Origin of the sequence: Flavobacterium sp. (assembly GCF_035456085.1) — a bacterium.
Lineage (GTDB): Bacteria > Bacteroidota > Bacteroidia > Flavobacteriales > Flavobacteriaceae > Flavobacterium.
In genome coordinates, this window is sequence record NZ_DATIDY010000069.1 from 1 (window position 1) to 25240 (window position 25240).

General features: G+C 33.7%; 20 protein-coding genes. 9 read left to right on the plus strand and 11 right to left on the minus strand.

Annotated elements, in window-relative coordinates; all coding sequences use genetic code 11:
* Window positions 1-206 precede the first annotated feature (206 nt).
* Complete coding sequence (locus VLC96_RS05425) at window positions 207-1481, plus strand: APC family permease (RefSeq protein WP_325261151.1); 1275 nt, start codon at window positions 207-209, stop codon at window positions 1479-1481.
* Window positions 1482-2031: 550 nt separating this feature from the next.
* On the opposite strand, the gene VLC96_RS05430 is transcribed toward VLC96_RS05425, so the two are convergent.
* The 8 genes from VLC96_RS05430 to amaB form a co-directional block, all read right to left on the minus strand.
* Window positions 2032-2436, minus strand: coding sequence for a hypothetical protein (locus VLC96_RS05430; protein WP_325261153.1), 405 nt, complete (start codon window positions 2434-2436; stop codon window positions 2032-2034).
* Complete coding sequence (locus VLC96_RS05435) at window positions 2417-2980, minus strand: LemA family protein (RefSeq protein WP_325261155.1); 564 nt, start codon at window positions 2978-2980, stop codon at window positions 2417-2419. The genes VLC96_RS05430 and VLC96_RS05435 overlap by 20 nt, the downstream gene beginning before the upstream one ends.
* Window positions 2981-2986: 6 nt before the next feature.
* The gene (locus VLC96_RS05440) at window positions 2987-4030 is read right to left on the minus strand and encodes a hypothetical protein (RefSeq protein WP_325261157.1); all 1044 of its coding nucleotides are present in this window, start codon (window positions 4028-4030) and stop codon (window positions 2987-2989) included.
* A 40-nt stretch (window positions 4031-4070) separates the two neighbouring features.
* Window positions 4071-4883 carry a leucine-rich repeat domain-containing protein gene (locus VLC96_RS05445; RefSeq protein ID WP_325261159.1) on the minus strand — a complete coding sequence of 271 codons (813 nt, stop codon included), beginning with the start codon at window positions 4881-4883 and terminating at the stop codon, window positions 4071-4073.
* Between the two features lie 34 nt (window positions 4884-4917).
* On the minus strand, window positions 4918-5961 hold the full coding sequence (locus VLC96_RS05450; RefSeq protein WP_325261160.1) for a DUF2931 family protein: 1044 nt from the start codon (window positions 5959-5961) through the stop codon (window positions 4918-4920).
* 2 nt (window positions 5962-5963) lie between these two features.
* Complete coding sequence (locus tag VLC96_RS05455; RefSeq protein WP_325261161.1) at window positions 5964-6242, minus strand: hypothetical protein; 279 nt, start codon at window positions 6240-6242, stop codon at window positions 5964-5966.
* 55 nt (window positions 6243-6297) lie between these two features.
* Window positions 6298-7044, minus strand: a complete 747-nt coding sequence (locus VLC96_RS05460; protein WP_325261163.1) for a hypothetical protein — start codon at window positions 7042-7044, stop codon at window positions 6298-6300.
* 114 nt (window positions 7045-7158) lie between these two features.
* Window positions 7159-8712 carry an L-piperidine-6-carboxylate dehydrogenase gene (amaB, locus tag VLC96_RS05465; protein WP_325261165.1) on the minus strand — a complete coding sequence of 518 codons (1554 nt, stop codon included), beginning with the start codon at window positions 8710-8712 and terminating at the stop codon, window positions 7159-7161.
* A gap of 238 nt (window positions 8713-8950) precedes the next feature.
* Here amaB and VLC96_RS05470 point away from each other — a divergent pair, with 238 nt between their 5' ends.
* Window positions 8951-9901, plus strand: coding sequence for a 3',5'-cyclic-nucleotide phosphodiesterase (locus VLC96_RS05470; protein WP_325261166.1), 951 nt, complete (start codon window positions 8951-8953; stop codon window positions 9899-9901).
* 117 nt (window positions 9902-10018) lie between these two features.
* Here VLC96_RS05470 and VLC96_RS05475 read toward each other — a convergent pair whose 3' ends face one another.
* On the minus strand, window positions 10019-11131 hold the full coding sequence (locus VLC96_RS05475; protein WP_325261167.1) for an endonuclease/exonuclease/phosphatase family protein: 1113 nt from the start codon (window positions 11129-11131) through the stop codon (window positions 10019-10021).
* 139 nt (window positions 11132-11270) lie between these two features.
* On the opposite strand from VLC96_RS05475, the gene VLC96_RS05480 reads away from it, so the two are divergent.
* The 3 genes from VLC96_RS05480 (at window position 11271) to VLC96_RS05490 (ending at window position 13583) form a co-directional block, all read left to right on the plus strand.
* Window positions 11271-12272, plus strand: coding sequence for a S66 peptidase family protein (locus VLC96_RS05480; protein WP_414655564.1), 1002 nt, complete (start codon window positions 11271-11273; stop codon window positions 12270-12272).
* A 148-nt stretch (window positions 12273-12420) separates the two neighbouring features.
* A complete protein-coding gene (locus VLC96_RS05485; RefSeq protein ID WP_325261168.1) occupies window positions 12421-12810 on the plus strand; it encodes a YraN family protein in 390 nt (129 codons plus the stop codon).
* 116 nt (window positions 12811-12926) lie between these two features.
* On the plus strand, window positions 12927-13583 hold the full coding sequence (locus VLC96_RS05490) for an aspartate kinase (RefSeq protein WP_325261169.1): 657 nt from the start codon (window positions 12927-12929) through the stop codon (window positions 13581-13583).
* A gap of 162 nt (window positions 13584-13745) precedes the next feature.
* Here the strand turns inward: VLC96_RS05490 and adhE are convergent, their stop codons facing one another.
* Complete coding sequence (adhE, locus tag VLC96_RS05495; RefSeq protein ID WP_325261171.1) at window positions 13746-16439, minus strand: bifunctional acetaldehyde-CoA/alcohol dehydrogenase; 2694 nt, start codon at window positions 16437-16439, stop codon at window positions 13746-13748.
* 514 nt (window positions 16440-16953) lie between these two features.
* On the opposite strand from adhE, the gene VLC96_RS05500 reads away from it, so the two are divergent.
* The 4 genes from VLC96_RS05500 (at window position 16954) to VLC96_RS05515 (ending at window position 23636) form a co-directional block, all read left to right on the plus strand.
* Complete coding sequence (locus VLC96_RS05500) at window positions 16954-19077, plus strand: FAD-binding and (Fe-S)-binding domain-containing protein (RefSeq protein WP_325261172.1); 2124 nt, start codon at window positions 16954-16956, stop codon at window positions 19075-19077.
* Between the two features lie 102 nt (window positions 19078-19179).
* Window positions 19180-19896 carry a (Fe-S)-binding protein gene (locus tag VLC96_RS05505; RefSeq protein ID WP_325261173.1) on the plus strand — a complete coding sequence of 239 codons (717 nt, stop codon included), beginning with the start codon at window positions 19180-19182 and terminating at the stop codon, window positions 19894-19896.
* A 316-nt stretch (window positions 19897-20212) separates the two neighbouring features.
* Entirely contained in the window at window positions 20213-22372 is a 2160-nt protein-coding gene (locus VLC96_RS05510; protein WP_325261175.1) for a glycoside hydrolase family 97 protein, read from the plus strand.
* A 475-nt stretch (window positions 22373-22847) separates the two neighbouring features.
* Window positions 22848-23636 carry a hypothetical protein gene (locus tag VLC96_RS05515; RefSeq protein ID WP_325261176.1) on the plus strand — a complete coding sequence of 263 codons (789 nt, stop codon included), beginning with the start codon at window positions 22848-22850 and terminating at the stop codon, window positions 23634-23636.
* Between the two features lie 55 nt (window positions 23637-23691).
* Here VLC96_RS05515 and VLC96_RS05520 read toward each other — a convergent pair.
* On the minus strand, window positions 23692-25240 hold a 1549-nt coding region (locus tag VLC96_RS05520), incomplete at its 5' end, for a TRCF domain-containing protein (RefSeq protein ID WP_325261177.1).

Here is a 25240-nt window from a genome sequence, read left to right on the forward strand (position 1 = left end):
TTGGAGCCAATAATTTATTTGATGTTTTCCCAGACAAACAAGTTTATGAAAACAGTTATTTTGGAGTGTTTAAATACGCGCCAGTTCAAATGGGAACAACAGGTGCTTACTATTTTGCAAGATTAAGTTTCCGTTTATAAAACATTTTATACTTTGCCAAGGCTAAAACCTTGGCAATTTTTTTTATTTAATACACACTTTCAGCTTTGAAAAAAATAACATGGCTTACGGCCACAGCATTAGTGGTTTCGAACATGATTGGCACCGGGATTTTTACGTCTTTGGGCTATCAGGTTGCTTCTTTGACCAATACCTATTCCATCATTTTACTTTGGTTTATTGGCGGCGTTTTAGCAATGTTTGGGGCTTTTTGCTATTCAGAATTAGGGAATTATTACAAAGAATCCGGAGGCGATTATATTTATTTGTCTCGCGGTTTTCATCCTTTTTTTGGCTATTTAACCAGTTGGATTTCGTTGATTGTGGGCTTTTCTGCACCCGTTGCATTGGCAGCCTTAGCGATGAGCAAGTACTTGCAAATTTTCGGATTAGAACTTGGAAAAGAGTTTGCCATAGCAATTATTATTTTAACGGCGCTTTCGCAATCCTTTAGTTTAAAGATGAGCAGTGGTTTTCAAAACGGCTTTACCTTACTGAAGGTTTTGTTTGTTTTAGGCTTAATTGCCCTAGGATTATATTATGCTCCGCAAGGTCCAAACAGTTTAAATTTCGATAATAGTTGGGTAAAAGAAATTCAAATGCCGGAATTTGCGAGTTCGCTGGTTTTCGTTTCTTTTGCTTATACGGGCTGGAATTCCGCTTCCTATATTGTCGGGGAAATAAAAAACCCAAAAAAGAATCTTCCAAAATCACTCCTTATTGGAACGCTCTTTGTGACTTTGGTTTACATTTCAATCAATTATGTTTTTCTAAAACACGCTTCAATTGCTTCATTGGTCAATCAGGAAGATGTCGCTTCAATTGCTGCAAAGAATTTTTTGGGATTGAATGGTGCAAAATGGGTTTGCTTCTTTATTGCAGCCCAGTTAATTGCTACAATCAGCGGTTATTTATGGATTGGTTCCCGATTGAGTTTTGCGACTTCAAAAGAAAATAAACTTTGGAGTTTCATGAATAAATCCAAAAATGGCATTCCTTATTTGGCTTTATGGGTTCATGCCTTTATCGCAATTCTGATCATTTTGACTGGCGAATTCGAAGAAATTTTTATCTATTCTTCCTTTTTGCTTCAAATATTAGCGACACTGGCGGTTGCAACGGTTTTTACAATTCCTTCCAATAAAAGACACATTTTTAAAGGGAAATATTTCTGGATTTTTCCAGTCGTGTTCTTAGCTTTTGGGATTTACATCTGTTATTTTACATTTGTTGCACACCCAAAAGAAAGTTTAGTAGGACTGTCCATTATTTTATTAGGTTTTATTTTGTATTTATTTGATAAAAAAACAAATCCTGAATAAATTGATTTGATTATTGATTTTTAGGAGCAGAAGCATTTAATTTTTCATCAACAGTTGTCCCGCTATCCGTTACAATCTTTTGTGCCGAACCCCGGCACAAAAGGATTTTCACTCCTATCGGGGCTAAGCAACAACTTTTGTAGCATTTTGTTAATATTAAAAAAAGTCAACGGTTTTAAGCTTTCCTGCAAGGTCTTTTTCGAGACCTTGTAGGTATTATCCTTTCAATATTCATACCTACAAGGTTAAAAAAACACAAGTGTTCGGAAGATGAGAAAGATATTGTTGGACTCATTTTTCACACAATATTATCATTCCGAGGAACGAGGAATCTCTGTTAGAAGCTCGACAAAGATTGGGATTTTGATTGCGGAATTACTTGCTGAGATTCCTCGTTCCTCGGAATGACAAACTTTGTGGACAGCATGTTGTGAAATATCTAACTTTTATTGTCATCCGAACACTTGTGTTAAAAAAACCTTGCAGGATGTTAATGAATAATCAAGCTTACAAATCAAATTTTATTCCTTGTGCCAATGGCAAACTCATTTTATTTGTTTCTATTTCTAAATTCTTCTTGTCCTATAAGCTTTTCAAATTCTTTTACGAATTTTTTGATTGTGTTAAGATTCAACATGGTAAAAAACAACATTCCTGTAAAAATAGTTAACCAACTGTAAACTATTTTTACACCCGAAACATCCGAAGCTACAGCATAAAAAATTATTGTTGGTAATATTGACACAACAAATGTAAGCCCCAAACATAACATTAAAGGAGAAATAAAATAGCTATTAATAACATTAAAACCAAGCTTTCTTATTATTACTCCAATGAATATGAGTCCTAGTATACCAAAAATTACAGTTGCGAAACCATAAATCAAAACTAAATCTTTGAGCTTGTTTATGTCGTTTTCATAACCGAAAAAAGTGCTAAAATTGAATTCCATCATATGCTTTTTCTTCAGATGAAACATTAAATAAGTTTTGTGTTTTATATCCAACCATTTTTGCTAAAATAAAATTTGGAAATTCCTGTATTCCAACATTATAAAGATTTACACTATCATTAAAAAATTCTCTTCTATCAGCAATTTTATCTTCCATTTGAGAAACTCTTTTTTGCAATTCAAGAAAATTCGAATTGGATGAAAGCGTTGGATAATTTTCTGAAACAGAAAACAAAGTTTTGATCGATTTCGAAAATTCATTTGCATTTTCTATCTTATCGTCAACAGTTTTTGAATTCAAAAAATCAGTACGCAACTTAGTAAGATTAGTCAATATAGCTGTTTCATGTTCCATAAATTTGGATGCTACTTTTACTAATTCTGGCACTTCGTCGGCTCTTTGCATCAAGATAACATCGATATTCATAAAGGCTTTTTCGAAATTGTTTTTCAGCATAACCAACTTATTATAAATGCCAATAAAAAAATTGAAAAATACAATTAGTAAAATCAATCCTGCAATTAAAGCAATGTTTTGGGTAGTCATATTTGTTTAGTTTAAGATAATGTAAATAATAATAAGCGTAATAAAAAATAATGTTGTTAGAAACGAAATAAGTAACGGCTGGTATTTGTTCCTAAATGAGATACTCTTTGGATTTGCAATGCCAAAAATACCTTTAGGATTTTCTTTTTTGATAATAACATTACCGTTGTCTGAACTTGCATAACCAATGAGAAACATGTAATCATTATTTTTTAAGTACGTTTCTGAATGTCGCGTTTTTCCGCCCCTTTGGTTATCTATTCTATCAAAATAGAACTCCAATCCTTCCCCATTTACAGTAACAACTCCAGTTTCATCTTTTATCTTAAAAATACCCGTTTTAAGTTCTGTGAAAATAGTTTTGTAAGATCTTTTGCCGTCATCATCAGCTGGACCTTCCTCTTCAATAGTGTAATAATATCCTATGCAGGGTTTGTTAAAATAAGGTGAAATAATAGGCTCAATTTCCTCCAAATCTCCTTCAACTTCGACCATACCCATAGCAATACTGTCTATTTTTGAAGTTGGCAAAACAGCTTGAAGCTTAAGAAACTTACTTTTATTACTTGGGAAAAAAAATCTATTTAAAAAGATTAGACCAGGAATGATTAGAAGAAGTAGCTTTAGTTGTTCTCTTTCTGCTAAATAAAAATAAACCCAAATAATACCACCCATCATAAGAACTCCAAATAATTTTTTACTCAAAGGAGTTTTCGAAATGTTATGTAGTCTATCAAATTTTTCTTTCGCGATCCTATCTTCTTTATTCTTTAAAATCATAGAATAAATCATTCCTATGATCCCGAAAAGAAATACAGATACAAATAAAAACAAGAATATCATTAGTGCATATTTTGGATGAACCAAAAAAGCTAAGCCAATAAGTGATGGACATAAAACAAAAAAGAGCCAAGTTGGAAATTTTAAATTATACAAACCAGAAAAAATTACGGTATGAAATAATGCAATTCCAAGGCTAAAAAGCATCATAAAAACAACATGTGTTCCATCTACACTATTACGTTCAAAAAAAGATAAAAATTCGTTCATTATAAAAAATGTAAAATCTATTATTTACTATTAAAATCCTTTAAAATACAATTTCGACTTCCTTAGAAAACAACTTTCGTATCTTGTTTCTTTCTAAATCAGAAATTGGGTTATTGCTTAGATCTAAACCAATTAAAGACTGCAATTGGTTTATTTCATTTGGGATTTCGCTAATATTATTGTTATTCAAAACAAGGTATTGTATGTTCTTGAATTGTAAAATCGCTAGAGGAAACGTATCTATTTTAGTATTCGCCAAATCTAATTCAACAACCGATTCAGGCTTTAATTTTGCAGCTTCCAAATCATAAAAAGTGGTTTTTTCTTTTTTATCAGCTTCCGTATTTTTACTTAAAAGACCAAAAACAACTAAAATAAGTGTAGCTACAAAAAAAATACATAGTAAAACTGCCCAAACAGGAACATTATCTTTTTCGTGAGTAAAAAAGCATTGATATAAAAAATAAGCCATGCCGAAAAACAGTACTAAAAACAGGCCTGAAGCTATTGCAAAAAAAAGAAATCTTAACACTCTAAAAATTCCACTATTAAATGCCTCTTGTTTTTTCGTTATTCCAACATATGCTACGACACCAAAAACTAAAACCCAAAAAACAACAACTGCTATTGTTGCCACTGTTATTTCTTCTTCAATAATTCTAATAGATAAAATAAAGGGAAACATTAAAACAAAGCAAATAAGAAATCCAACAAATCCAACAGAGAAACAACCCGTTTTCTTGTTCTTGTCCGACAAACCAAGCAATACATAAGCAGTCAAAATAGACAATAAGATGATCGCAAAAAATCCATATCCATAAGGCGTAATACCCGCCAATAAAATTAAACTCATTTTGTTATTTTAAAATTTATTCTAATAAACTAATTCATTTGCTTTCTACAACATTATTTCCAACAGCTAATGGGTAAACTTCCATATAAGAAGGCAAAATCTTTAAAGATTTGTTAGCATTTTTAAGCGTTGCATGTATACTGTCATTAGTATTATTTATCTTCAATTCTAATAATAAGGGTTTCTGATTTTGCTGAACTTTTAACGTTCTAAAAAAGTTTAAAATCTCATCCTCTTTAAAAACAAATTGAGATGAAAATTCTTTTTTACCATTACCCCACGATAAACGAACATGATCAGGAATCCCATAAAAAACTGGAATTTTTTCGGGTTCTCTGCTGTCGAAATACCAATGGTTTTGATTAAAGAAAATAAAATCTGAATCTCTTAAATGAAATCCGCTAGGCAATTTAACTTCAATTGTATAAGGACATCGCTCCATTACCAAAGCTACTTTTGTAGGTATATCAATATTTGATGTAGTATCTGTTTCATGACTGTCGTCAAAAACATGCCAGGTTGCATTTACTATTTTTGCCTGATATTTACCAATTTTCAAATTCTTATCATCATTCGAAATCCATACTACGAGTTTTCCTTTTGGCAATATTTCTGCCAAAAAGCTAAGATGAATTTTATCTGAATTTTCCACTGTAAAATTATTTTCGTCCTGACTAGCTGCCATTCTTAGCTGTTTTGCTTTTTGTAAAATAATTTTATACGGCAAGACAAACTTACCTTCATAAAACTTTTTTTCATTGTACGAAAACCAACTTATCGACAGACTATCAGGGTAAAACGCATCACTTATGCTTTCCTCAGAATAATTTATATCATCCCAACCATCATCAATTATACTTTTTTTGTCAACGACGTAATTCAAATAACTTGTATGATAGAAATAGCAACCGCTGACTTGCACCACGTTACCTTTGCTACTCAAAACGCCACTACTCCATTCAAACCTTTCGTCTGCTTTATAGTTGTACTTCTGGACAGCATTAGCCACAAGAATTATCAAAAGTAAAATTGTAAGCAACCCGTTTATAATGTCTTCTCTTTTTTCGAAATATTTCATAATTAATGTGCAAATGCTTTTGCTAATTGTACAACATACCAAAAAGCCGTGAAAAAAAGTGCAGAAAGAATACTACAGATTATTAAAAATACTCTAATAATCTTACGGTATTGTGTTTTCTGAGGACTAAAAAAATAAATCAATAATAGCAGTACTACAATTGTAATAGGAGTAGTCAGAGTAGTTAAATTTTCAGAATGATGCTCTGCATTAGCAATATGCAATTGCAACGATAAAGCGATTGCAGCGAGCAGAAATAAGGTTAAAAATGCTTTAATCATATAGTTTCTTAGTAAAAAGTGTTTCTTAAATTAGTAGATTTAAATTATCATAACGCTACCAATCTGCCCGAAGAAGGCCTTCTAAAACGGTATTAGGATTATCACTAACAAATAGCATTTTTCGTTTTAACTTAAATTTCTTAATTGTATGTGTACTCGGCATGCTATCTACCATAGTGTTTATTATTTCAATATCTGCCTCACCAGAAACTAAGTTATATTCTTGATCTAATTGAGAACCTGCTCCCATATTAAAAGTGTTTATACCAACAAGAACTAACTGATTGTTTATATATTGGTACAACGTTTCTCTTGTTCCAATTGGTCCTATACCTTGTAGTTTAATGTGTAACTTTCTCTCCTCGTCAATACTAATCTCTTCATAATCGTACATTTTACCATATTCCTCAGTACATTCAGCTTCAACTGCTTCCCATGATATTTCTTGCAGTCTATATTCTCCTGTATCTTGTTTTAGTAAGACTAACGTTGGCCGAGAATCGGTATTGTCAATTGTATTCTGCAATATGATTACGATGTCTTTGAGTTTATCATCATTTAAAAAACCTTCTGCTTGCATTTTTATTTCATACGAAGACAATACAAAATCTTCTATACTTTTTCCGGTTTTTGGAAATTTTGGCGAATTGGAATTTTCAACTGTGTTTTTATCTTTTGGAGATGAAATGACATTAGCAGTTATATTTTTCTTATTGGATTTTATGACTGTTATGTTATCAGATTTTTTCTTACAGCCAAATAGGAAGATTATGAGTAATAAGAAAAGTATTTTTTGCTTCATTTTTCTTTAAAATTTGATGCGAATTTAAATAAAAATACTACAAATTAGATATAAAAAAACCGGTTTTTCCAAATAATAAGGAAAAGCGGTTTTTTTTTAAAATATTATTTCTTCTTACAAATCAAATTTTATCCCTTGTGCCAATGGCAAACTCGTTGTGTAATTGATGGTATTCGTTTGTCTTCTCATGTAAACTTTCCAGGCATCAGAGCCGGATTCACGACCACCACCGGTTTCTTTTTCACCTCCAAAAGCACCTCCAATTTCAGCTCCCGAAGTTCCAATATTGACATTGGCAATTCCGCAATCTGATCCTACAGCAGATAAGAATTGTTCGGCTTCACGTAAATTATTGGTCATAATCGCAGATGATAATCCTTGAGCTACACCATTCTGAATTTCAATTGCATTTTCTACAGCTCCTGAATATTTAATCAAATATAAAACCGGAGCAAAAGTTTCGTGTTGCACAATTTCGAATGAATTTTGAGCTTCTGCAATAGCAGGTTTTACATAACAACCACTTTCATATCCTTCTCCAGAAAGTACTCCTCCTTCAACAAGAATTTTACCTCCTTCGGCTACGACTTTGGTTAAAGCTTGGTTATACATTTCAACTGCGTGAGTGTCAATAAGCGGTCCAACGTGATTTTTTTCGTCTAGTGGATTTCCAATACGCAATTGTCCATAAGCTGAAACCACAGCATCCTTAACTTTATCATAAATACTTTCGTGAATAATCAAACGACGCGTCGAAGTACATCGTTGTCCCGCAGTCCCAACGGCACCAAAAACCGCTCCAATAACGGTCATTTTGATATCGGCATCAGGAGTTACAATTATTGCATTATTTCCTCCCAATTCCAATAATGATTTTCCTAAACGTCCAGCAACTGTTTGGGCTACAATTTTCCCCATACGAGTAGAGCCAGTAGCCGATATTAATGGCACGCGTTTATCATTTGTCAATAATTCTCCTATTTTATAATCTCCATTTATTAAACAGGAAATCCCTTCGGGAAGATTATTTTCTTTGATTACCTCAGCTATAATATTTTGACAGGCAATCCCACACAAAGGTGTTTTTTCGGATGGTTTCCAAACACAAACATCCCCGCAAATCCATGCCAAAGCCGTATTCCAAGACCAAACGGCCACCGGAAAATTAAAAGCCGAAATGATCCCGACAATTCCCAACGGATGGTATTGTTCGTACATTCTGTGTCCCGGGCGCTCTGAGTGCATTGTCAATCCATGCAATTGACGAGAAAGTCCAACTGCAAAATCACAGATATCGATCATTTCCTGCACTTCGCCATAACCTTCCTGCAAGGATTTCCCCATTTCGTAAGAAACCAATTTGCCTAAAGCTTCTTTATTTTGACGCAATTTTTCTCCAAACTGTCGCACAATTTCTCCACGTTGTGGTGCAGGCATTAATCGAAAGGTTTTGAAAGCTTCGGTAGCGGTTTGCATTACTTTTTCATAATCTGCTGCTGTGGTTGTTTTTACAGAAGCAATTAGTTTACCATCTACGGGTGAAAAACTTTCAAGTAGTTCTCCACTCGAAAATTGGTTAATTCCTGTCGAAGTTCCTTCATTTATGGTTTTAACGCCTAATTGCGTTAATGCTTCTTTCATTCCGAATTGGTCCGCTATTGTTGTCATTGTAACTTTATTAGTTAAAATTGTTGTATAATTCTGTAAAGTTATTGTTTCAAATTGAATTTTTAATGCCCTTTAGACATAAAAAGATGAGCAGACCTAACAGGTTTTAAAAACATGTTAGGTCTCTGCCTTTAAACAAAACTATTGTATTTTTAAGATAGTTATCTTTTTAACAAAAATTACAACTATTAAAAAAGAAGAAAGTAATTTTACAACATAAAAATATACACTACCGCATATGGCACTTTTTAATAGATATCTCATTTTTTTCTTTTTGATTTCCACTCAACTGTTTGCTCAGAAAAAAGCTTTTGAAGTAGTTCCTTTGGGAGTAAAAGGCGGTATTGACGAAACCAATCTTTCAGCTTATTTATTAGCTCCTAAAAACACAACTGATTTCATATGTCTTGATGCCGGTACAATAAATGCTGGGATTGAAAAAGCTATTGCCAATAATACATTTACAGTTTCGGCAGATGAAGTTCTTAGAAAATACATCAAAGGATATCTAATTTCTCATGCGCATCTAGATCATGTTTCAGGTTTGATTATTGGTTCTCCAGCTGATTCTTCGAAGACCGTTTATGCTACAAAAGATTGTATGCAAATGATGGAAAAGCATTATTTTAATGGTGATACCTGGGCAAATTTTGGTGACGAAGGACCGGGTTTTCAGATAAAGAAATATCATTTTCAAACACTTGCTTTTGGCGAAGAAACCAAATTAACGAATACCACAATGACTGTAAAAGCGTTTCAGCTAAGTCATGTGAATCCTTTTGAAAGCACGGCATTTTTAATCAAAAATGAAGAAAATGTCGTTTTGTATTTGGGTGATACTGGTCCTGATGAAATTGAAAAAAGCAATGATTTACGTTTATTATGGCAAGCTGTTGCTCCTTTGATTAAAGAAAAAAAACTAAAAGGAATTTTTATCGAAGTTTCGTTTCCAAATGAACAGCCGGACAATGCTTTATACGGGCATTTGACTCCTTCCCATTTGATGAAAGAATTAACTAAATTGGAAGAATTTGCCGGTAAAGGAAGTTTACAGGATTTAAAAATCATTGTAACACATAGAAAACCACCAACAAAAAACATTCAGAAAATTAAAGAACAATTGAAAAAAGAAAATGTTCTAGGAGTTGATTTAATATTTCCGGAGCAAGGGAAACGATTTGATTTGTAATGTTTTTTACTGCTAAGGCGCTAATCGCTAGTCTTTTTGTATATGCCGTAAACACATGACATTGTAGAGATGCACTGCAGTGCATCTCTACAACTGTTAAAAATTTAAATATCTCCTTTACTTTTTCTCCTTAATCAAATAAACATAAACTGGAAAATGGTCGCTAAAACCAATTTCCGTCAATGAATGTCGTAAAGGATATCCCTTGTATTTACCACTTTTTTGAATTAAAAAAGGTTTGTTATAAATCCCAGCTTTCCAATATTGAAAGGAACTGTATTCCTTTTGCAATAGCGATTTCGAAACCATAACTTGGTCAAAAATATCCCAAGAATCTCTAAAAGCTATTGTACCGAATCCTTTATTCGCCATTTCTTCAAAAGGATTATAAATTCCAAATTCGCCAACATCCTGAATTTTACCTTTGGCTCCTAAAGCTTTTTTTACACTATTATTAAAGGGGCTATCGTTTAAATCTCCCATCGTAATAATTTTTGCATTTGGATTGATGCGTTGTAATGAATCAATGATTTTACTGTTCAAAGCGCCTGCAGCTTCGCGATATGGACTTGATTTTTTCTCACCTCCTGCTCGTGACGGCCAATGATTTACAATTAAATGAATCTCTTCTCCGTTTAAAAAACCTGTTACTAATAATTGATCTCTGGTATAAACCCGATGATTATTTGTATTGACTTGAATTACGTCTTCGGTTTCTAGATTTTCGGATGGATCAATTTTTATTTCTTCTTTAATGGGCTGATTTTCTTTATAAACATACAATGGAATTTTGCTTAAACTCGTGGGTTGAAATTCCTTTTTTTGATACAATAAAGCCACGTCAATTCCTCTTCTATCAGGGGAATCAAAATGTATGATTCCATAATCTTTATCGATTAATTTGGGTTGTTTGATTAAATCTTCCAAGACGCTTTGATTTTCAATTTCGGCTCCGCCAATGAAGGTCGGCGAATTCGGATTTTCAGAAGTACCAATTTCTGATAATACTCTGGCTAAATTTTCGAGTTTTTGATGGTACTTTTTGGAGCTCCAATGTTGATTGCCTGTTGGCGTCCAATCATCGTCATTAATCGTTGGATCATTGATTGTATCATAACAATTTTCAAAATTGTAAAATGCAGCGGTATGAATTACAAAAGCTTTGGTTTGGGCATTACTTTTAAAAATTAAAAGAACTAAAAGCAGATAAAATTGGGGTTTTTTAAGCATAATTATTCTTTGAATTTTGATCTCGCGTTTTTTGTAAATATAGTAATTTGATTACATAAATTTGCTTTCTTTAAAATATGTATATCTTTGCTTTAAGTCAAAATAAGCGACAATTCAATTCATTTACAAAAAACATAATATGCATTTCAAATCATTTTCTTTTATACAAAAACAAACTGTTTTGTATCCAATGCTATTGCTTATTTTTGTTTTACAATCTATAAACTGTCAAGCTCAAACTACTATGATTACACCACCTTATTTGAAAAAAGGAGATACCATTGCCATTGTGGCGACTGCCAGAAAAAATATTGAAAATAACTTAAAACCTACAATTGATTTATTGCATTCCTGGGGTTTAGAAGTCATTATTGGAAACACCATTGGATTAGACCTTAATCAATTAGCTGGAACAGATGAACAACGTGCTGCTGATTTTCAGCAACAGCTGGACAATCCAAAAATCAAAGCGATCTGGTGTGTTCGCGGTGGTTATGGAACTGTCCGTATGATTGATTTATTGGATTTTACAAAGTTCAAACAACATCCAAAATGGATTGTAGGTTTTAGTGACGTTACTGTTTTACACAACCATCTTAACACAATGGGTTTTAAATCTATTCACGGTACTATGCCTGTGAGTATAGAGAGAACGGCGCCCGAATCGATTTCGACTTTAAGAACAGCTTTGTTTGGAGAAAAATTAGAATATAAAATCGATCCGTTTCCGATGAATCGTTTTGGCAAAGCTACTGGCGAATTAGTAGGCGGAAATTTGTCTATTTTGTATAGTTTATTAGGCTCGAAATCAGCCATTGATTGTACTGACAAAATTTTATTTATAGAAGATCTGGACGAATATCTTTACCATATTGACCGAATGATGATGAATCTGAAACGCAACGGCTGCCTTGAAAGCATCAAAGGAATTATCGTTGGTGGCATGACAAAAATGAAAGACAATGATATTCCTTGGGGAAAAAATGCAAATGAAATTGTTCAGGATGTTACCCAAAAATACAATATTCCTGTTTTGTATAATTTCCCTGCAGGACACGTTCACGACAATAGAGCGCTGATTATGGGTAATGTTATAAGCATGCAGGTTAATGAAAAAGGCGGAACTGTAGTTTTTGAATAAAAAAGAATATAGAGAAGAGAACATAGAAAAAAGACCTTTATGCCTTGAACATTACTGAGAGATCTATTTTCTGTATTCTCTTCTATTTTTTCTTAAATCTAAAATTCTGCAACCTTAAATCTGCAACCTTAAATCTGCAATCTGAACTATGGCTGAACATAACGAACTGGGAAAATTAGGAGAAGATCTTGCTGTGGATTACCTCAAAAAAAATGGTTACACCATTTTGGAAACTAACTGGACGTTTCAAAAAGCCGAAATTGATATAATCGCCCAAATAGAAAACACCCTTGCCATTGTCGAAGTAAAAACCCGTTCTTCGTTAGATTTTGGTTTGCCGCAGGATTTTGTAAAACCCAAAAAAATTCAATTGCTCGTAAAAGCGGTAAATGCGTATGTCAATCAAAAAGATTTAGATCATTCAATTCGATTTGATATTATCGCTATTACTGCTCCCAGCCGTCATTTAAACTCGAATGGCGAACAAAATAATTCCTTTGCAATCGAGCACCTTACAGATGCTTTTTATCATTTTTAAAGAAATTTAACAATGTTATATTTGTAACAAATTGTTTTTTTGTTATCTTTGCCGCGGTATTAAAAACAGAAATGTTAAATATCAGTCTAACTAGCCAAAAAATAACCAAAAAACTTATGAAAACTGTATCCTCCATTGTAGAAAACTACATTAAAACAAAACCTTTTTTATTAAATGCTTTATCTCTGGGCATTATCAATTTGACTTCATTATCCAGAAATATCATGACCGAATTGGAAAGTGAATTTGGAAAAGAAGTAAAACAAGGAGCTGTTGTAATGGCTCTTAAACGTTTGACCGAAGAACTTGATTTTCGATTGAATCACAAGATCAATAAAGTCATCAAAAACATTGGTGAAATCACAGTACGTTCCGCTTTGACAGATTATACATTTGCTGTTTCGGAAACTGTTTTGAACAAACAAGCCGATTTAATTACCGATATCAACTCATTACCAGATATTTTTTATACCTCATCAAAAGGAGTAAATGAAACTAACATTGTCGTTAGCAACAGTGTAAATCATTTAGTTGAAAAACATTTCGCTGCCGAAAAATTGATTCAGAAATTAGAAAACCTGGCTTCAATCACAGTAAAATTGCCTAAAGAAAATATTGTTGTTCCAGGAATTTATTATTTCATTTTCCAACGTTTGGCATGGGAAGGAATCATCATCAACGAAGTAATTTCGACTTCAAATGAATTTACAATTTTGGTTAGTGAAAATGAAGTAGATGTTGCTTTTAAAGTAATTAAAGATTTGAAAAATTAAAAAATCATTATCAATAAAGATTTTAAAAACCCTTGCGTTTGCAAGGGTTTTTTATTGAACAAAAAAACCTCCAAAATAAATTGAAGGCTTCTTTAACCAATTATTCGTAGTATGTTTTTAATATTAAAACATTAGAATAATTGACAACTTTAAAACTACTAATTAAATTTCTCCGTAATATGCTTTGCGAAGAATTTCTTCCATATCAGATACAAGTGGCAAACGTGGATTTGCTGGTGTACATTGATCTTCAAAAGCGTTCATTGCAATAGTGTGGATTTTCTCTAACCATTGTTTTTCGTCAACGCCTTGCTCTTTAAAACTCATTTTTATACCCACTTTCACTGCTAAGTCATAACAAGCTTGAGCGTAAATTGCAGGTGCATCTTTTGGTCCTTTTGCAGGTAATCCAAGAGCTTGACAGATTTCGAAATATCTTTCGTCAGCTTTGTAGTTGGTGTATTTAGGCCAAACAGAAAGTTTTCCTGGAATTTCACCATTATATCTAATTACATAAGGCAACAAGATTGCATTTGTACGTCCGTGAACAGTATGAAATACCCCTCCAATTTTGTGAGCCATAGAGTGAGAAATTCCTAAAAATGCATTGGCGAAAGCCATACCTGCCATTGTTGAAGCATTGTGCATTTTGTCACGAGCCTCATCATCATTATGGCCGTCTTTGTAAGCTCTTTCAAGATATTTGAATACCATTTTGATAGCTTGTAAAGCAAGTCCATCTGTATAATCGCTGGCAACGATAGAAACAAAAGCTTCGGTAGCGTGAGTCAACACGTCCATTCCAGTGTCAGCAGTAATAAAAGCAGGAACTGTTTTAGTCAATTCAGAGTCGATAATTGCTACTGTTGGAGTAAAAGCATAATCTGCTAATGGATATTTGATGTTTTTTTGATGATCTGAAATTACAGCAAAAGGAGTTACTTCAGAACCTGTCCCAGATGTTGTAGGAATACAGATTAATTTAGCCAAAGCACCCAAATTAGGGATTTTTACAGCACGTTTACGGATATCCAGGAATTTTTGTCTTACATCTTCAAACGCTACATCAGGTTGCTCATACATTAACCACATAACTTTGGCAGCATCCATTGGCGAACCACCACCAAGAGCAATGATTGTATCTGGTTTGAATTCTCTCATTGTATCAGCTCCAGCTCTTGCAGTTTCAATACTTGGGTCTGGCTCAACGCTAGAGAAAATACGAACATCTACTTTGTTGTGTCTCATGTTCAAGACATCAATAACTTTTTGAACAAAACCTAATTTAAGCATGCTCAAATCGGTTACAATCATAACCTTATTAAGGTCTGGAATTGATTTTAGATATAAAATTGAATTTGGTTCGAAATAAATTTTCGAAGGTACTTTAAACCACTGCATATTATTGTTTCTCCTTCCGATACGTTTAATGTTAATAAGATTGAGTGCGCCTACATTTCCAGAAACTGAATTTCTTCCATAAGACCCACATCCTAGTGTTAATGATGGTAAGAATGAATTGTAAACATCTCCAATTCCTCCAAAAGTTGAAGGCGAATTCCAGATTACACGGATTGCTTTTACTTTAACACCAAATTCTTTTGCAATATTTTGATCTTTTGTGTGGATAGCAGCCGAGTGACCTAAACCGTCAAACTCAACCATTTGCTCAGACAATTTGATTCCATTTTCAGTTGAAACTGATTTTAATATTGCTAGTACAGGAGAAAGTTTTTCACGAGTCAATGGCTCATTAGGTCCAACTTCTGAAACCTCAGCAGCGATGATAACAATGTCTTTAGGTACTGAGAAACCTGCTTGCTCAGCAATCCATTGAGGAGATTTTCCAACAATAGCCGAATTTAATTTAGCTTCTGAACAATTGAATCCATTAGCAGCAGCACCAAACATGTACTCTTCTAATTGTTTTTTCTCTTTTTCATTTACAAAATAAACATGAAGGCGTTTGAACTCCTCAACTGTTTCTTTGTAAATCTCAGTGTCAATAATGGCAGCTTGTTCTGAAGCACAAATCATTCCCCAATCGAAAGATTTAGACAAAACGATATCGTTTACCGCTTGTTTAATATCCGCTGTTTTTTCGATATAAGCTGGTACGTTTCCGGCACCTACTCCCAAAGCTGGTTTTCCGCAAGAATAAGCAGCACGCACCATTGCATTTCCTCCTGTTGCCAAAATTGTAGCAACTGTTGGGTGATTCATCAATGCATTTGTAGCCTCGATTGAAGGATATTCAATCCATTGAATACAGTCTTCAGGTGCACCAGCAGCAATAGCAGCATCTCTAATTACAATAGCAGCAGCCTTAGAACATTGTTGTGCAGATGGATGGAAACCAAATATGATTGGGTTTCTGGTTTTCAATGAAATAATAGCTTTGAAAACTGTAGTCGATGTTGGGTTAGTAGTAGGTGTAACTCCACAAATAACTCCAACTGGCTCAGCAATTTCAACTACTCCGCTAATTGGATCTTCGCCAATTACTCCAACGGTTCTTACATTTTTTAAACGATTAGTTACATTTTCGGCAGCAAACATATTTTTGGTTGCTTTATCTTCAAATATACCACGTCCGGTTTCCTGAACAGCGTGAAGTGCTAATTCTCCATGTTTGTCGATAGCTGCCACAGAAACTTTGGCAACAATTTTATCTACTTGTTCTTGATTTAACAATAAAAATTTCTGTAAAGCAACCTCTGCTTTTTTTGCTAATTCATTTACATGTGCAACTGCGTCAACCAAAGGAGCAGAATTAGTTCCCAAAACTGGAGCTCCATTTTTTTTAGGTTCTGTTTTTTCTAAAACAGACTCTACAATGTTTTTTTCTTTTTGCATTTTTATTTATTTTAAAAGTATGTTTGTGTCCGTGAATTTTGTACAGTAAACTTACTTTGATAAATAAATAAAAAACATGATAAATATCAGGAAATAAGGCCATAAAAGCCTAGTTTTCAACTATAACGTTGTAAAAAACTATTTTTTTATTGAAACTTTTTTCCTTATAAAATTTCAATTGTTTTCGTAGATAAAATCACTTGTTATTTTTTTAATAAAAAAATCAGATTGAGTTATTGAGGTCTAAAAAAGATGCTTTTTGCAAAAAATTATTATGTTTTCACCTATACAAAAAATGATAAATCGTCTCGTTGATGTCTGTTTCAATTAAAAATGATTTAAAAAAAGAATAATTATACCATTCTCATCATTGTAAATGCCACCCTAAAATTTGGAATATTTTGGGCTAATAACTTCTTGAAATTTATTTATAGCTAAATTTACACTTTCATCACATGAAGCTTTATTTAGAACGCTGGTTAAAAATTAGCATTATTAAAAAAAAACAATCATTATGTTAGCGCCATCTTATCAGAAGTTAAAAGACATTTTATCAAAATCTATTGATCCCAAACGTATTTTAACCAATCCATTGCAAACACTTGCTTATGGAACTGATGCCAGTTTTTATAGATTGATTCCAAAAATTGTTATTCTCGCTCACAATGAACTCGAAGTCATCGAAATCATCAAACAAGCCAAGTCTCTAGATATTGCTTTGACATTTCGTGCTGCTGGAACCAGTTTATCGGGTCAAGCTATTACCGATTCTGTTTTGGTCGTAGTTACGCATGGTTGGAAAAGTTTTGAACTTTTAGACAACAATCAAAAAATAAAACTGGAACCTGGAATTGTGGGTGCAAGGGCAAATACTTTTTTAGCACCACACGGATTAAAAATTGGTCCTGATCCTGCTTCAATCGGGGCAGCAATGATTGGCGGAATTGTTGCAAATAATGCCAGCGGAATGTGCTGCGGAACGGCTCAAAACTCCTATCAAACCATAGCTGATATTCGAATTGTATTGCATGACGGAACGCTTCTGGATACTGCCGATTCAACTAGTGTGGCTGATTTTAAGAAGAATCAAACGGCTTTAATTCAAGAAATTGAAAGTTTAAGGGATTCGATCAAAAATGATGAAACTCTTTATCATTTGATTAAAAATAAATTCAAAATAAAAAACACGACCGGTTATAGCATCAATGCATTGGTTGACTACGAAGATCCAATTGAAATTATCAAGCATCTAATGGTTGGTTCCGAAGGTACTTTGGCTTTTATTTCCAATGTAACATTCAAAACCATTATTGATGAAAAATATAAATCCTGTTCGTTGCTTATCTTTAATAGTATTCAAGATGCTTGCAATGCTACTATATTATTAAAATCAAGTCCCGTTGCTGCAGTAGAATTATTAGATCGGGAATCTATCCGTTCCGTTGAAAATGATCCTGGAGCTCCCAAATATTTTAGAACATTACCAGAATCGGCTTGTGCTTTATTGGTTGAATGTCGGGATAATGATTTATTGATTTTAAATCAGAAACAAGAACAAATTAGATACCAAATTCAATCGATTCCAACTTATACGGATTATGAATTCACGACTGATCCAAAACAATATTATTTTAATTGGAAAGCCCGAAAAGGTTTGCTGCCGACTGTTGGTGGACTAAGAAAAAATGGTACTTCTGTTATTATTGAAGATGTTGCTTTTCCATTACCTCAACTGGCAGATGCTTGTTTGGCTTTGAAAGATTTATTCAAAAAATATGAATATCATGATGCTGTTTTGTTTGGGCACGCTTTAGAAGGCAATCTGCATTTTGTTTTTTCTCAGGATTTTTCGAATCAAACTGAAATTGATCGCTACGAGAAATTAATGTCTGAATTGGCAATTTTGGTTGTAGATCGCTTCAATGGTTCTTTAAAAGCAGAACACGGAACCGGAAGAAATATGGCTCCTTTTGTTGAAAAAGAATGGGGAAAAGCGGCTTACGAAATCATGAAACGCATCAAAACCATTTTTGATCCTAATAATAAAATCAATCCGGATGTTTTAATTAATCCGGATCCCAAAGCGCATCTTAAACATTTAAAACCAATGCCGGAATCTCACGCTATTGTCGATAAATGTATGGAATGTGGATTTTGTGAACCGCACTGCGTTTCCGAAGGTTTGACTTTATCGCCAAGACAACGTATCGTAATAGCCAGAGAAATTAGCCGATTGAAACAAACTAATGATGATCCACAACGATTGGCTGAAATTCAAAAAGACGTTACTTATCAACTCGATGAAACTTGTGCAACAGACGGACTTTGTGCTTTGGCTTGTCCTGTTTATATCGATACTGGAAAATTTGTAAAAGAATGGCGTGCCAACAAACTTGATTCTGGTGATAAAAAAGTAGCTTCTTATATCGCTTCTCACATGGCGGGAACTACTGCCGGTTTAAGAATTGGATTGAAGTCAGTTTCGTTTTTTCATTCTTTATTTGGAACAAAAATTATGACTTCATTATCTAACGGCATTCATTTTATAAGTTTTAAAAAAGTACCAAAATGGATTCCAGAAATGCCAAAAGGAGCTGAAAAAGTAGCCACAAATTCACGAATTAATTTTCAAAAATAATATAGAAAATCACAACAGATGACACAGAATTTTTGATAAACAAAGATTTAAAAAAATAATTCGTGCATTCGGGGCTAAAAAACAGCTTAAACTAAAAAAATAATGAACACAAACTCAGATTTAAAAGTCGTTTACTTCCCTTCCTGCATCAATAGAAGTATGGGGAAAAATAGTTTTCAAAGTGAAGATGATCTTCAATTATCGGCACTTACTCATCAATTATTAGTTCGTGCCGGATTTACTATAATTTACCCAAAATCTATCGATAATCTTTGTTGTGGAATGCCTTTTTCCAGTAAAGGTTTTGCTGAAGCGAATCACGAACAATCAAATGCATTAGAAACAGCACTTTTGGAAGCTTCTGACAAAGGAAAATATCCTGTTTTATATGACATGAGTCCGTGTTTTTACCATTCGAAAGAAGAGTTTTCAAATATCTTAAAAATTGTCGATCCGATTGAATTTATGCTAGATTATGTGATGCCAAATTTGACTGTGAAAAATAAAAAAGATACTGTTGCAGTTTTCCCAGTTTGCTCGGTTAAAAAAATTGGTAAGATGGAGCAACTTCTAGCTTTATCACAACTCTGCGCTGAAAAGGTTACTTTAATCGACAGCAATTGTTGTGGTTTTGCTGGAGATAGAGGTTTCCTGATTCCGGAGCTTAACGAACATGGATTGCGTGATTTAAAAGCACAAATTCCAACAAATTGCAACGAAGGATTTTCTACGAGTAGAACCTGTGAAATTGGATTGGAAAAAATGAGCGGCATTGATTTTAAATCTATTTTTTATCTGATCGAAGAGGTGACTAGGTAGAAAAAAAGTTACAGATAATTAAGTTGAAGCTTAAAGTACCTTTTCAGAAAAATAAAACTACCAACTGGTAGGTTCACAAATAGTCTTATTATAACTTGTTTTATATATTTGTAACAAAATGTTGTATTGATTAGTCTAATGTAAGTCTGTTTTCAACCCTCAAAATATATTGCAAAGCCACAAAGACTACAAAAATTTAATTCATATAGCTTTTTGTTTAAATTAATTGTATGATTTGTTTAAATTTTTAATACTTCGAAACTATTTGTCTTTGTGTGCCTTTGCATTACTCTTTTTACTCCAAAAAATAAAAAAAATGATTTATAATCTAAAAAAATTACAGCTCCATTTATTATATGGATTCATGTGTCTTGCTCCATTTTTAATTCAGGCTCAGGAAATAAATTCACCCAACAAAAATCTGGTTTTAAAGTTTGAGCTTGCTGCAAATGGTGTGCCTTCCTATCAGCTTTCTTACAAAGGAAAATCGGTAATAAAACCAAGCGCTTTAGGACTTGAGATCAAAGATGCACCTTCATTTATGAATGGTTTTTCTATTGTTGATACCAGTCAAAAATCTGTGGATGAATCCTGGAATCCTGTTCTGGGTGAAGAAAAAACCATTCGCAACAATTACAATGAATTAGTAGTTACTTTGGCCCAAGCCAAAAACCACAACCGATACATCCGCATTCGCTTTCGTTTGTTCAATGACGGATTGGGTTTTCGATATGAATTTCCAAAACAAAATGACCTAAATTATTTTGTAATTAAAGAAGAGCGTTCCGAATTTAATTTGGCCGGAAATCATAAAATTTTCTGGATCCCGGGAGATTATGATACTAATGAGTATGCCTACACCACTTCGAAAATTTCTGAGATTCCTTCGCTGATGAAAAAAGCGACTATTGACATTAATGCACAATGGCCAATAAAAGAATTGTCGGTTCAGACTCCTTCGATGATGAAATCTGATGACGGTTTGTACATTAATATTCATGAAGCGGGCTTAATCAATTACCCAGCAATGTACCTGGAAGTTGATGCCGTAAACAACAAATTACGCAGTCATCTGGCGCCAGACGCTGTAGGAAACAAAGGCTATATGCAGACTGACACACAATCGCCTTGGAGAACCATCGTTGTGAGCGATAAAGCGACAGATATTCTCGCTTCAAAATTAATATTGAACCTCAACGAACCCACAAGTTACAAAGATGTTTCATGGATAAAACCAGTGAAATACATCGGAATTTGGTGGGAATATTTTGTGGCCGGAAAAAGCACTTGGGCTTTCGGAAAAGAAAACAATGTAAAACTAACTGATGATTTTTCTAAGCTTACGCCAAATGGAAAACACGGAGCCACTACCGAAAGAGCTAAAGAATATATTGATTTTGCTTCCGCAAATGGTTTTGATGCTATCCTTATCGAAGGCTGGAACATTGGTTGGGAAGACTGGATAGGCAATTGGAAAGAAGAAGTTTTTGATTATGTAACGCCTTACCCGGATTTTGATGTCAAAGCCGTTCATGAATATGCTGCCGCAAAAGGCGTAAAAATCATCATGCACCACGAAACTTCGGGATCAGCGACCAACTACGAACGCCGATTAGACCGTGCTTTTCAGTTCATGAACGACAACGGTTACGATGCTGTAAAAACAGGTTATGTGGGCAAAATTATTCCTCGTGGAGAACATCATGACGGGCAATGGATGGTCAATCATTATATCAATGTTGCCAAACGTGCCGCCGATTATAAAATCATGGTTAATAGCCACGAAGCCGTTCGACCAACTGGATTAAACCGCACATTTCCAAACTGGATTGCACAAGAATCAGCTCGCGGAACGGAGTTCGAATCGATGGGAGGATTGAATCCGGATCATACTACGATTTTGCCTTTTACCCGATTGATGGGAGGTCCAATGGATTTTACACCGGGAATTTTTCAGACCGATCTTTCGTACTACGGAACTGGAAGCAAACAACGTGTCAATACAACTCTAGTCAAACAATTAGCTTATTATGTTACCATGTACAGTCCGTTGCAAATGGCTGCAGATATTCCGGGAAATTATGAACGTTTCCCAGATGCTTTTCAGTTTATCAAAGACGTTGCTGTAGACTGGGACAATAGTTATATTCTGGAAGCCGAGCCTGGTGATTATATCACGATTGCTCGTAAAGCCAAAGGGAAAGAGGCTTGGTTTATTGGTGGAATAACCGATGAAAATGCAAGAACTGCAACAATTTCATTTGACTACTTGCCAGCAGAAAAAAAATTCATTGCAACAATTTATGCTGATACCAAAGATGCTAATTGGAATGAAAAACCACAAAATTATACTGTAACTAAAGTTGTTGTAAGTTCAAAAACGGTGTTGAAACAATACCTTGCTCCTGGTGGCGGAGTTGCTATCAGCATCAAGGAAGCAAACGATACTGACATGAAAGGATTGAAGAAATTGTAAAATAATTTATCCCATTAAATTCCAAAAACAAATTCCGATGAATAAATCCTTGCCGTAATCCCCAATGCTGCAAGATTTGGGAATTTAGCAAGGACATTTCATTGGAAACAAAAAAAAAGAAGCTTTTGAAGCTTCTTTTTTTGTTTTGATAACTAGTCTTAGTTACAAATTCATCCAGTCTGAATTTTCGATATGTTGACCTTTCCTTATTTGAGATATTTGAATTTTTTAAAAACTCTCTTTTCTTTGAGATAATTTAAAGTGATAAAATAATTTTCTTATCACTCCCCTCCCAACTTCTGCATCATTTCCAATGCAACTCTAGTCGATTTCACATTATCAAAAGTCAGCAAATAATCGTAATCCTGTTAGCGTTTGTTTTCTTTGGTTGAATGAGGGTTATGGATTTTATAATATATTTATTACATTTATAAAATAATTAAATCTGTTATACCCTGAGATTATGAATCTAAAAATGTCAATATTTCTGTTATTACTAATTAATATTAGTTTTTCACAGGATAAAAAGGAGATCACAAAACTTAAAAACTATAGTTTCTATCTTTTAAAATCTTATCATACTGATAAAAATTGGTCGATCAAATATAAATTATTGAACGGACTTGTTCAAGAAGAAGAAAATTTCAGAAATGATAATCTAGCTTCAATTCAAAAAAATATTTATGATAAAAAAAACAATAAAATTGAAAGCTATTTAATATTTAAAAATATGCATAATGACAATAAAATGGATACTTTGTCCGCAAATTTTTTTAAGTATGATAACAAAAATCGACTAATAGAATTAAAACATGTTCTAAGATTTTCAATTACAAAATTAACTGATGATGCCACAACATTTGAAATATATTCAGATTTTGATAAACAATCAAATGCAAAAACAATCAGTAGATATGATCAAAATCGTAAACCAGTTTATAAAGAAAATCGAGAATTTGACAACAAAGGAAACTTAGTCAAAGAAGTCAAAACAGAATTGGAGAAATCTCAAAATAATGAGTCTGCAAAAATAATAAACACCGAGACTTGTAATTATAAATATGATAAATATAATAATGTAATTGAATTAAAAAGAAGTTTTGATCCAAAAAAGGTATTTCCTATTGCAAAGCTGGATGGATTAACTATTTATGAAACTGAAAATTATGAATATGAGTATAATGAAATAGGACTTTGGTTAAAAAAATATGTAATTATCGAAGGCAAGAAGAGATTAATTGAAGAAAGATCTTTTAGTAAATAAAAATCAAATTACCCCCTTGTTCCAACAAACAAATTCAAATAATAAAGCCCTAAAACTACTCCCCACCCAACAACTGCATCAATTCCAAACACTTTCTCGTAGTTTTGGCATTGTCAAAAGTCAACAACAATCGTAATCCAGCCGGCGTCTGCTTTTCTTTCATCACACAAATGTTACTGTTGTTTTGCACAAACTGAATCACTTTATGAAAACGTTTCGAATGGTAATAATCCGATTGTTGATCGGAAATAAAATAGCAAATCATTTTTCCTTTTTTCAGTACTAATTTCTCGATTCCCACTCTGATAGCAATCCATTTCATACGGATACTGTTCATCAAAGCAATCGCTCTTGGTGGCATTGGTCCAAAACGATCGATTAATTTATTTTGGAAAATAATCAATTCTTCCTCGTTTTTCACATCTGCCAATTCGTTATATAAACTCAAACGCTCGGTGACATTATTGATATATTCATCTGAAAACAACAACTCAAAATCGGTGTCGATTTGCAGGTCTTTTACATAATCTTTAGTCTCGATATTATTTTCTTCGGGATACAAATCCTTGAATTCATTTTCCTTCAATTCCTCGATGGCTTCGTTCATAATTTTTTGATACGTATCAAAACCAATGTCATTGATAAAACCACTTTGTTCTCCTCCCAATAAATCTCCAGCACCACGAATTTCAAGATCTTTCATCGCAATGTTCAAACCGCTTCCCAGCTCACTGAATTGCTCCAAAGCCTGAATTCGTTTTCTCGCATCTTCGGTCATGTGCGAATACGGCGGACAAATGAAATAACAAAATGCTTTCTTATTGCTACGCCCTACCCTGCCTCGCATTTGATGCAAATCAGACAATCCGAAATTATTGGCATTATTAATAAAAATCGTGTTGGCATTCGGAACGTCCAATCCGCTTTCGATAATCGTTGTTGACACCAAAACATCGAACTCTCCATTCATGAAACCGAGCATCAATTCTTCAAGTTTGGCTCCTTCCATTTGCCCGTGACCAATTCCGACACGTGCGTTAGGTACTAAACGCTGAATCATTCCTGCAATTTCCTTGATGTTTTCGATTCGGTTATTGATGAAGAAAACCTGTCCGTTACGCTGAATCTCATACGAAATCGCATCCCGAATCAGCTCTTCATTAAACCCAACCACATTAGTTTCTATTGGATATCTGTTTGGCGGAGGTGTTGTAATTACTGATAAATCTCGCGCTGCCATCAACGAAAACTGAAGTGTTCTCGGAATCGGCGTTGCGGTCAAAGTCAAAGTATCAACATTGGCGGCAATCGTTTTGAGTTTATCTTTTACGTTGACACCAAATTTCTGTTCCTCATCGACAATCAACAAACCAAGGTCTTTGAAAACTACATTTTTGTTGACCAATTGGTGTGTTCCAATGACAATGTCAAGTTTTCCTTCGGCTAATTGTTTAAGCGTTTCGGCCTTTTGTTTTGCGGTTCTAAAACGGTTCAAATAGCCAACAGAAACTGGCATATCTTTCAATCTTTCGCTAAAAGTTCTATAATGTTGATAAGCCAAAATAGTCGTGGGAACCAAAACCGCTACTTGTTTGCTATTATCT